Raw genomic sequence first — 8,940 nt, 5'->3', positions numbered from 1 at the left:
GTCACCTGGTAGGCGGAGTTCTCCGTCGACGAGCCCATCGCGAACTCGTCCATGTTGGTCTTGCCCAGGATCGGGATCCCGGCCGCGCGCAGCCGCTCCGTCACCGTGGCGTCATAAGGCGGGCGCCAGCCCTGCAGAATCTTGGAGCCGCAGGTGGTGGGCGCGTCGGCGGTGGTGAACACGTCCTTGAGCGCCAGCGGCACCCCGGCCAGCGGCGACGGCGGTGCCTCGCCGGCACTCAGCGCCGCGTCGACGGCGGCGGCAGCGGCTAGCGCTTCGCCAGCCGCCACATGCAAAAACGCGCCGTAGCAGTCGTCAGTGGCCGCGATCTGGTCCAGGCACGCCCGGGTGACTTCGACCGAGGACACCTCCCGAGCGGCGATCCTGCCGGCCAGCGTCGCCGCGGCGGCACGTATCAGCTCGCTCACTGACTCTCCCCGAGAATCTGCGGGACGGCGAAGCGGTTGTCGGCGGATCGGGGGGCCGCGGCCAGCGCCTGCTGCTGGGTCAGGCCCGCCACGATTTCGTCCGGGCGAGTGACTTCTTGATTTGCGAAGACGTCCTTGAGCGGGTTATCGGTCGCTTCCACACCGCTGACGTCGACGGCCTGGATCACGCTGACGTGAGCCAGAATCGCGTCGAGCTGACCGGCGAAATGGTCGAGTTCCGCATCGGTCAACGCCAGCCTTGCCAACCGGGCCAGGTGGGCCACCTCGTCACGGGAGATCTGGGACACGACCGCACAGCCTAGCCCGGCGACGACACTTGCGGAACGGCCCGCTGGGCAGCCGGGCAATCGGGCCCAGCCAGGCGGCTGTGCAACAGTGTTGCCCATGCCTTCGTATCTGCTGCGGGTTCAGCTGGCCGACCGCCCGGGCAGCCTCGGCTCGCTGGCAGTGGCGCTCGGTTGGGTGGGTGCGGACATCCTCTCGCTGGACGTGGTCGAGCGCGGGCCCGGGTATGCGGTCGACGATCTGGTGGTCGACCTGCCCGCCGGGGCGATGCCGGACACGTTGATCACCGCAGCCGAAGCGCTCAACGGCATCCGGGTGGATAGCGTCCGCCCGCACACCGGGCTGCTGGAAGCACACCGCGAACTGGAGCTCATCGACCACATCGCCGCGGCCGGCGACACGGCGGCCAAGCTGCAGGTGCTGGCCGACGAAGCGCCCCGGGTGCTGCGAGTGGGCTGGTGTGCGGTGCTGCGCAGTTCGCCGCGGGGGCTTCGGTTGCTCGTCGGCAGCCCGGGCGCGCCGGAGACCCGGCCGGATGCGGTCCCCTGGATGCCGATCGAGCAGGCCGCCGCCTTGGACGGCACCGCCGACTGGGTGCCGCAGGTGTGGCGGGAGATGGAAACCACCCTGACAGCTGCGCCGTTGGGCGGCGCGCAGACCGCGGTGATGCTGGGCCGGCCGGGAGGGCCGGCGTTTCGGCCGTCAGAGGTGGCGCGGCTGGGTTATCTGACCGGAATCGTGGCGACGCTGCTGCACTGACCTACTGCCCGACTGAACTATTCGACGGCCCTTCGGCCAGCAACCGCCGAAATCCGTCCTCGTCGAGGATCGGCACGCCCAGCTCGACGGCCTTGTCGTATTTCGATCCGGGTGAATCACCGACGACCACATAGGCGGTCTTTTTCGACACCGAGCCGGCCGCCTTGCCTCCGCGGACGATGATGGCCTGCTTGGCGTCGTCGCGGGAGAAGCCGGTCAGCGAGCCGGTGACCACGATGGACAGCCCTTCCAGGGTGCGCGCCACGCTATCGTCGCGTTCGTCGGCCATCCGCAGCCCGGCGGCGCGCCACTTGTCGACGATCGCGCGATGCCAGTCGATACTGAACCACTCGGTGACCGCGGCGGCGATTGTCGGGCCGACACCCTCGACCGCGGCCAATCGCTCGGTGGACGCCGACATGATCGCGTCCAGGCTGCCGAACTCTGCTGCCAGCGCGCGGGCAGCGGTCGGCCCGACGTGCCGGATGGACAGCGCCACCAACACCCGCCACAAGGGTTGCGCCTTGGCCTTGTCCAGGCCGGCCAGCAGCCGCTTGCCGTTGGCCGACAGCGCACCGTTTTTGGTAGTGAACAAAGCGGTGCGCAGCAGGTCGTCCTCGGTGAGGGTGAACAGGTCGCCCTCGTCGGCGATCACACCGGCCTCCAGCAGTGCGGTCGCTGCCTCGTAGCCCAGGACATCGATGTCTAGCGCGCCGCGGCCGGCGACGTGAAACACCCGCTCCCGCAGCTGTGCCGGGCAGTATCGTGCGTTGGGGCAACGGATGTCGGCGTCGCCCTCCTTCTCCGGGGCCAGTACGCTGCCGCACTCCGGACAGTGGGTGGGCATGACGAATGCGCGTTCGGTGCCGTCGCGCAGGTCGACGACCGGTCCCAGCACCTCCGGGATGACGTCGCCGGCCTTGCGGATCACCACGGTGTCGCCGATCAGCACGCCCTTGCGCTTGACCTCGGCGGCGTTGTGCAAGGTGGCCAGCCCCACCGTCGACCCGGCGATCTTCACCGGGGTCATCAGCGCGAACGGGGTGACCCGACCGGTGCGCCCGACGTTGACCCGGATGTCGAGCAGCTTGGTCTGCGCCTCCTGCGGCGGGTACTTGTAGGCCACCGCCCAGCGCGGAGCCCGCGAGGTGGCGCCGAGCCGGCGCTGTAGGGACAGCTCGTCGATCTTGACCACCACGCCGTCGATTTCACATTCGGCGTCGTGGCGATGCTCCCCCCAGTAGGTGATCTTCTCGGTCACCGCGGCGATGCCATTCACCCGGGATGTGTGCGTGGACACCGGAAGCCCCCAGGCCTTCAGCGCGGTGTAGAACTCGTGCAGAGTGGCCGGGCTGAATCCCTCGGTGTAGCCGAGGCCGTGGCAGATCATGCGCAGCGGCCGCCGGGCGCTGATCGCGGGGTTCTTCTGCCGCAGCGAACCGGCGGCGCTGTTGCGCGGGTTGGCGAACGGAGCCTTGCCGTCGGCGACCAGCGCGGCGTTGAGCACCTCGAAGTCGGCCAACCGGAAGAACACCTCGCCGCGCACCTCCAACACCGCGGGAACCGGAAAATCATCGCTGGCATGCAGTCGTTCGGGGATGTCGGCGATGGTGCGGGCATTGAGTGTGACGTCCTCGCCGGTGCGGCCGTCGCCGCGGGTGGATGCGCGGACCAACCGCCCGTCGCGGTAGAGCAGGCCCAGCGCCAGCCCGTCGATCTTGAGCTCGCACAGGTAGTCGATGTCCGCGCCGACCTCGTTGCCGACCCGCGCCGCCCAGGCCAGCAGCTCGTCGTGCGAGAAGACGTCGTCCAGGGAGAGCATCTGCTGCAGATGTTCGGCCGGGGTGAAGTCGGTGGCGAAGCCGGTGCCGCCGACCAGCTGAGTGGGCGAGTCCGGCGCGCGCAGCTCAGGGTGGGCTTCCTCCAGGGCGACCAGCCGGTTGAACAGCTCGTCGAACTCGCCGTCGGAGATGATCGGCGCGTCCTTGACGTAGTAGCGGAACTGGTGCTCGCGCACCTCGTCGGCGAGTTCTTGCCATTGTCGGCGCACCTCGGGTGCTACCGAATCAACCAGGGGTGAGCTCACGTTGCACAGGTTATCCGTCCAGGCCGACGCCGAGCTCAGATGACATCCGGGGCGGCGGCCAGCACCTCGGCTGCCCGCCGGGCCAAGCCGAGAGCGCTGCGCGCCCACTCCGGCGTCGCACCGGCCAGGCCGCGGACCGGGGTGATGCCGATCCGCTCGGTCAGCACGGCGCGGGGAAACCCCAACCGGTCGGTGACGCCGGCCGCCACCGCGGCGAGCTGCTCGACCGACGGACGACGCTCTGGCGCGCTCGCGGGAACGACACCCAGCATCACAGTCCGGCCCGCGTCGATGAACTCGGCGATCCCGTCGTAGTCGGGGGCCGCAAGCGTGCTCGCATCCACCGACACCCCGGCAACACCGGTGCGCTGCAACAACTCCCACGGCAGTCCGGCTGCGTCGCTGCGCACCAGCACGTCCACGCCCGCCGCGGCAACGCAAAGGTCGAGCAGCCCCGCGGCAACTGCCTCGTCGACCGCAGCTACCGGCGTTATGCCGGTTACTCCGGTCAGTTCTCCGGTCACCGCAGCGGCCAGCGACGGCTCGTCGAACTGCACCACCGCCGGGGTGTCGAGCCGACGTGCGACCGCTGCGCGGTGTGCGGCGACACCTTCGGCCAGCGACGCGGCCAGATCGCGCGTCGCGCCGGGGTCGGTGATCGCCCGGTGCCCGTTGGCGAGCTCCACCTCGGCGGCCAGGGTCAGCGGCCCGGGTGCCTGAACCTTCACCGGATGGCCACCATCAGCACGACCACGCAGGCCGGCCTTCTCCCAGGCTTCTTCGAGGGCGTCGACATCCTCGCCGAGCAGGCTGACCGCGCGGCGGGTCACCGCGCCGGGACGCGCCGTCAGCCGGTAGCCGCGCGGGCTGGTGTCGAGCGCCACGTCGATAAGCAGTGCGCCGGCGCGGCCGATCAGGTCGGCGCCCACCCCCCGGGCGGGCAGCTCGGCGATGTGGGCCATGGCACCGCCCAGCTCGCCGACGACCACCTCGGCGGCCTGTCGTGCGGAGGTACCCGGCCATGAGCCGATGCCGGTCGCTGTAGCGAAAACTGGGGCGAAAACACTCACCCGGCAACCGTATTGGACCGACGGGTATCCACCCAACGACGGGGCTTCATTGCCGCGCCGACAACGCTGCTCACCAGCCGGGTCAAGGTCTGCTCCGGTAGATGTGGGCGCGATGCTTGACAGCGGCGACAAGGACGGTCTGGTTGTCGTCGTCGATGCGGAGCAAAATTCGGTAATCGCCGCGCCGGGCGCTGCGGTAGGCGGCGAGTTCGGCGTGCAGCGGCTTGCTCAATCGGTACGGGTTGTCGGCAAGGGCACCGGTGACGAACTCAACGACGGCAGCTGCGATCTTATGCGGGAGACGCTCGAGATCGCGCCGCGCGGGCCCGCCCATCTCGATGCGGTACGCACCTTCGTGCGCCGTCACCGTGGCGGCAGCCCGAACTGTTCGCGGAGTCTGTCGCCACTGGTTGTCGAACCCTCCGGGTACTCCCGTTCCGCTTGCGCGACGTCGGAGAGTACCCCGGGCTGGGAGAGCCAATAAACCGTTTCCTGCAACGATTCCAGATCGTCGGCAGACATGAGTACAGCGGCCGGTCGACCATGCTTGGTGATCGTGATGATGTCGTGTGTCGTTTCGGCGTCATCGACAAGTGCGGAGAGCTTGTCTTTGGCCTCGCCAAGCGGTACGGATCGCATACAAAACTATAGCCGTATTCCGGCCATAGTTGTAGCCATAACTTCGTGGCAGGGCAGAAGGTCAGTCCGACGTGCCGGCGATAGTGGCGCTGGCGATCACCTCGTCGCCCTCGGAAGCATCCGGGCGGTAGCACACCAGGGTCTGGCCACATGCCACGCCGCGCAGCGGCGCGCGCAGCCGCACCCGGAGCTGCTCCCCGGTCAGCTCGGCGGCCGCGTCGACGGCCTCGCCGTGCGCGCGCACCTGAACCAGGCACTCGATCGGGCCGGAAAAGGCAGTTCCCGAGGTGAAGACGGGGTCGCGTCCGCTCAGCTCCCGCACCGCCAGGTCGGCGGCGGAGCCGACCCGCACGGTGCCGGTCGCGGCGTCGATCCCGGTCACATACCGAGGCTGGCCGTCCGGGCCGGGCCCGGCGATGCCCAGCCCCTTGCGCTGGCCGACGGTGAAGCCGTGCACCCCGTCGTGGGCGGCCAGCACGGCACCGGCGGTGTCGACGACAGCTCCGGGGCGCACCCCGATCCGGGCACCGAGAAATGCCCGGGTGTCGCCGGCCGGGATGAAGCAGATGTCGTGGCTGTCCGGCTTGTCGGCGACCGCCAGCCTGCGTTCGGCCGCTTCCGCGCGGATCTGCGGCTTGGGGGTGTCGCCGACTGGGAACGCGGCGCGCCGCAGCTGCTCTGCGGTGAGCACCGCCAGCACATAGGACTGGTCCTTGTCGGCGTCTACCGCCCGACGCAGCCGGCCCTGTGAGAGCCGCGCGTAGTGACCGGTGGCCACCAGGTCGAACCCCAAAGCCAGTGCCCGGGCCGCCAGCGCGGAGAACTTGATCCGCTCGTTGCAGCGCACACACGGGTTAGGGGTCTCGCCGCGCGCGTAGGAGTCCACGAAGTCGTCGATCACGTCTTCTTTGAATCTGTCGGCGAAATCCCACACATAGAACGGTATCCCGAGTACGTCGGCGACCCGCCGGGCGTCGCCGGCGTCCTCCTTCGAGCAGCAGCCCCGCGAACCGGTGCGCAGCGTGCCGGGTGTCTGCGACAGCGCCAGATGCACACCGACCACGTCGTGGCCAGCGTCGACCATGCGTGCTGCCGCCACCGACGAGTCCACCCCGCCGCTCATCGCCGCGAGCACCCTCACCGGGAAACCCCGGACACCCCCGCCGCGGCCAGTGCCGCCTGGCGGGCTCGGCTCACCGCGCCGGGCAGCACCTGCAGCGCCGCCTCCACGTCGGCATCGACGCTGGTGTGGCCCAACGACAGTCGCAGCGAACCGCGGGCAGTGGCCGGGTCGGCGCCCATCGCGATCAGGACATGCGACGGCCGGGCCACCCCGGCGGTGCAGGCCGAGCCGGTCGAGCACTCGATCCCGTTGGCGTCGCACAACATCAGCAAGGAATCACCCTCGCAGCCGGCGAACGTGAAGTGGGCGTTGCCGGGCAAGCGGTCGAAGGGGCCCCAAGGTCCGTTGAGGAAGCTGCCGTCGATATCGGTAAGGATGCCGTCGATGAGCCGGTCGCGCAGGCTGCGCAACCGCTCGCTGTTTGCGTCCAACGAGTCCACCGCGATCCGCGCCGCGGTCGCCATGCCCACCGCTGCAGCGACATCCGGTGTGCCGGAACGGACGTCGCGTTCCTGGCCGCCCCCGTGGGTCAGCGGCACGCAGCTCACGTCGCGGCGCAGCAGCAGCGCGCCGATTCCGGGTGGGCCACCGAACTTATGTGCGGTGACACTCATCGCCGAAACGCCGCTGGCAGTGAAATCGACCGGCAGCTGTCCTACCGCCTGAACCGCGTCGCTATGCAGCGGCACACCGAACTCGGCAGCCGCCGCCGCGAGTTCGGCAACCGGCATGACGGTGCCGACCTCGTTGTTGGCCCACATCACCGACACCAGCGCGACATCATCGGCACCCTGTAGCGCGTCGCGCAGCCCTGCCGGCGATACCGAACCGTCCGCAGCGGTGGGCAGCCAGGTCACCTCGGCGCCTTCGTGTTCGACAAGCCAAGTCACCGCATCCAGGACGGCGTGGTGCTCCACGGCGGTGGTGACAATGCGCCGACGGCGTGGGTCGGCGTCGCGGCGAGCCCAGTAGATGCCCTTGACGGCCAGGTTGTCGCTCTCGGTGCCGCCGCTGGTGAAGACCACCTCCGACGGGCGCGCACCCAGCGCGGCGGCGACGGTCTCGCGGGACTCCTCCATCCGGCGCCGTGCCGCCCGGCCGGCGGTGTGCAGCGAGGAGGCATTACCGACCGCGCCCAACGCGGCTGCCATCGCCTCGATGGCCTGCGGGTACATCGGGGTGGTGGCAGCGTGATCCAGATAGACCATGACCCGCCCAGGATAGCCGTCCAGCAACGCCGACCTGGCCCGACGCCCGTCAGGCGACAGCACCAACCTGCGGGGTTGCCCCGGCTCGGCCGCGCACGACGGCTTCGCAGCGTCCGGCCAGGTCGCGCCGGTCGGCGCCCGGCAGCTGCAGTGAGGCGACGTGCACCTGCACCACGACGCGCCGCGCGGTGACCAGTCGGCGCATCGAGGCCAGCAGTGTGTCGTCGCCGACGAAGGCCGGCGCGGTCGAGGGCGCGCCGTCAGCTCGGTGATAGGTCAGCCGGAGCGGCTGCACCGGCCGCGCGGCGTCGACGGCGGCCTGGAACATCGCCGGATAGAACCGCCCATGTCCCGAGTGCGATGGCTCGGCTCCCCGGTCGGCATCGTCACCGCACCAGGTGGTGCCCTCCGGGAACGCCACCACGGTGCCACCGGCCCGCAGCCGGCCCGCGACGGCGTCGACCACACCGGGCAGCCGGCGCAGACTGTCCCGGTCGATCGGGATCACCCGCATTATGCGGACCAGCACACCGACTCCCGGCCAGTTGATCAGGTCTGCGCGTGCCACGAACGATCCGGGCAGCACCGTACCGATGGCGAGCACGTCCAGCCAGGAGACGTGCCCGCTGACCACCAGCACACCGCGCAGGTTGCGAATCGGACCGCCGGACACGGCGACCCGGACCCCGAAACAGCGCAGCGCCAGCCGGCAGCAGCCGCGATGCACCCGGGATCTGCCCGGAACCGGTACCACCAGCAGCGGCAGGGCCAGCACCACCAGCAGCACCGCCAGCACGATCCGCACCGCCACCACCAGCGGCGACGACCGCTCTACCGGGCCTCGCAGGCAGCCGGTGGTGCACGACGGCCGGGGCAGCCACGGACTGTCGTACCGGCTCATCGAGCCGGCGCATCTGCCGCATCGGCCGCCGCCGCCACCGACCGCAGCCGCCGTAGGTAGCGGGCGTCTGCGTCGCGTTTGGCCAGCAGCGCCGGGAAGTCCCCCACGCCGAACTCCGGGTCGTGGGCCGGTTCGCCACAGATCCGCGCACCGAGCCGCAGATAGCCGCGCAGCAGCGGCGGAATCGCCGGACGGGCCGGTGGCGCGATCTCGTCGAGGCCGCGGCCGTCGAGTACCACGGGCTTGTGCGGTGTCAACCGATAGGGCGATGCGTGGCGGCGCCGGACGAGGTCGCGGACACCGCGGATCTGGCTGCCGGGCGGTCCCTGGCCGTGGACCGGGACCGAGACGCAACCGGAGACGAAGTCGTATCCGTACCGGTCCGCGTAGGCCAGGATGCCGGCCCACATCAGCAGCACC

The 8,940-nt window shown here is 70.2% G+C and carries 10 protein-coding genes and 1 pseudogene; 1 reads left to right on the top strand and 10 read right to left on the bottom strand.

What is annotated here, in order from left to right; all coding sequences use genetic code 11:
- Together AC2VOP_RS03540 and gatC are read right to left on the bottom strand one after the other, a co-directional pair.
- Positions 1 to 428 (bottom strand): amidase family protein (locus AC2VOP_RS03540; RefSeq protein ID WP_486959689.1); only part of this gene is annotated, 428 nt, incomplete at its 3' end.
- The gene (gene gatC / locus AC2VOP_RS03535; protein WP_486959688.1) at positions 425 to 736 is read right to left on the bottom strand and encodes an Asp-tRNA(Asn)/Glu-tRNA(Gln) amidotransferase subunit GatC; all 312 of its coding nucleotides are present in this window, start codon (positions 734 to 736) and stop codon (positions 425 to 427) included. The genes AC2VOP_RS03540 and gatC, both read right to left, overlap by 4 nt.
- A gap of 97 nt (positions 737 to 833) precedes the next feature.
- Between gatC and AC2VOP_RS03530 the strand changes: the two genes are divergently transcribed.
- The gene (locus tag AC2VOP_RS03530; RefSeq protein ID WP_486959687.1) at positions 834 to 1,493 is read left to right on the top strand and encodes an ACT domain-containing protein; all 660 of its coding nucleotides are present in this window, start codon (positions 834 to 836) and stop codon (positions 1,491 to 1,493) included.
- A 1-nt stretch (position 1,494) separates the two neighbouring features.
- On the opposite strand, the gene ligA is transcribed toward AC2VOP_RS03530, so the two are convergent.
- The 8 genes and pseudogenes from ligA to AC2VOP_RS03490 form a co-directional block, all read right to left on the bottom strand.
- Positions 1,495 to 3,579, bottom strand: a complete 2,085-nt coding sequence (gene ligA / locus AC2VOP_RS03525; RefSeq protein ID WP_486959686.1) for an NAD-dependent DNA ligase LigA — start codon at positions 3,577 to 3,579, stop codon at positions 1,495 to 1,497.
- Between the two features lie 35 nt (positions 3,580 to 3,614).
- Complete coding sequence (locus AC2VOP_RS03520) at positions 3,615 to 4,649, bottom strand: uroporphyrinogen decarboxylase/cobalamine-independent methonine synthase family protein (RefSeq protein ID WP_486959685.1); 1,035 nt, start codon at positions 4,647 to 4,649, stop codon at positions 3,615 to 3,617.
- A gap of 82 nt (positions 4,650 to 4,731) precedes the next feature.
- Positions 4,732 to 5,016 (bottom strand): type II toxin-antitoxin system RelE family toxin, encoded by a 285-nt coding sequence (locus AC2VOP_RS03515; RefSeq protein WP_486959684.1) that lies wholly within the window; start codon positions 5,014 to 5,016, stop codon positions 4,732 to 4,734.
- On the bottom strand, positions 5,013 to 5,288 hold the full coding sequence (locus tag AC2VOP_RS03510) for a type II toxin-antitoxin system Phd/YefM family antitoxin (protein WP_486959683.1): 276 nt from the start codon (positions 5,286 to 5,288) through the stop codon (positions 5,013 to 5,015). Before AC2VOP_RS03510 ends, AC2VOP_RS03515 begins: the two co-directional genes overlap by 4 nt.
- A gap of 61 nt (positions 5,289 to 5,349) precedes the next feature.
- Entirely contained in the window at positions 5,350 to 6,429 is a 1,080-nt protein-coding gene (gene mnmA, locus AC2VOP_RS03505) for a tRNA 2-thiouridine(34) synthase MnmA (protein WP_486959682.1), read from the bottom strand.
- Positions 6,426 to 7,619 (bottom strand): cysteine desulfurase family protein, encoded by a 1,194-nt coding sequence (locus AC2VOP_RS03500; protein WP_486959681.1) that lies wholly within the window; start codon positions 7,617 to 7,619, stop codon positions 6,426 to 6,428. Before AC2VOP_RS03500 ends, mnmA begins: the two co-directional genes overlap by 4 nt.
- 49 nt (positions 7,620 to 7,668) lie before the next feature.
- On the bottom strand, positions 7,669 to 8,520 hold the full coding sequence (locus AC2VOP_RS03495) for a lysophospholipid acyltransferase family protein (RefSeq protein WP_486959680.1): 852 nt from the start codon (positions 8,518 to 8,520) through the stop codon (positions 7,669 to 7,671).
- A pseudogene (locus tag AC2VOP_RS03490) lies at positions 8,517 to 8,940 on the bottom strand (phosphohistidine phosphatase); the annotation flags it as partial. The gene AC2VOP_RS03495 and the pseudogene AC2VOP_RS03490, both read right to left, overlap by 4 nt.

Source organism: Mycobacterium sp. TH-M106, assembly GCF_057473765.1.
This window is presented reverse-complemented; position numbering and strand designations above follow the sequence as displayed.

What these genes read in the sequence shown, in the direction of transcription:
- AC2VOP_RS03530 (WP_486959687.1), top strand. Translation starts at nt 834, where the DNA reads ATGCCTTCGTATCTGCTGCGGGTTCAGCTGGCCGACCGCCCGGGCAGC.
- AC2VOP_RS03510 (WP_486959683.1), bottom strand. Translation starts at nt 5,288, where the DNA reads ATGCGATCCGTACCGCTTGGCGAGGCCAAAGACAAGCTCTCCGCACTT.
- AC2VOP_RS03500 (WP_486959681.1), bottom strand. Translation starts at nt 7,619, where the DNA reads ATGGTCTATCTGGATCACGCTGCCACCACCCCGATGTACCCGCAGGCC.
- AC2VOP_RS03495 (WP_486959680.1), bottom strand. Translation starts at nt 8,520, where the DNA reads ATGAGCCGGTACGACAGTCCGTGGCTGCCCCGGCCGTCGTGCACCACC.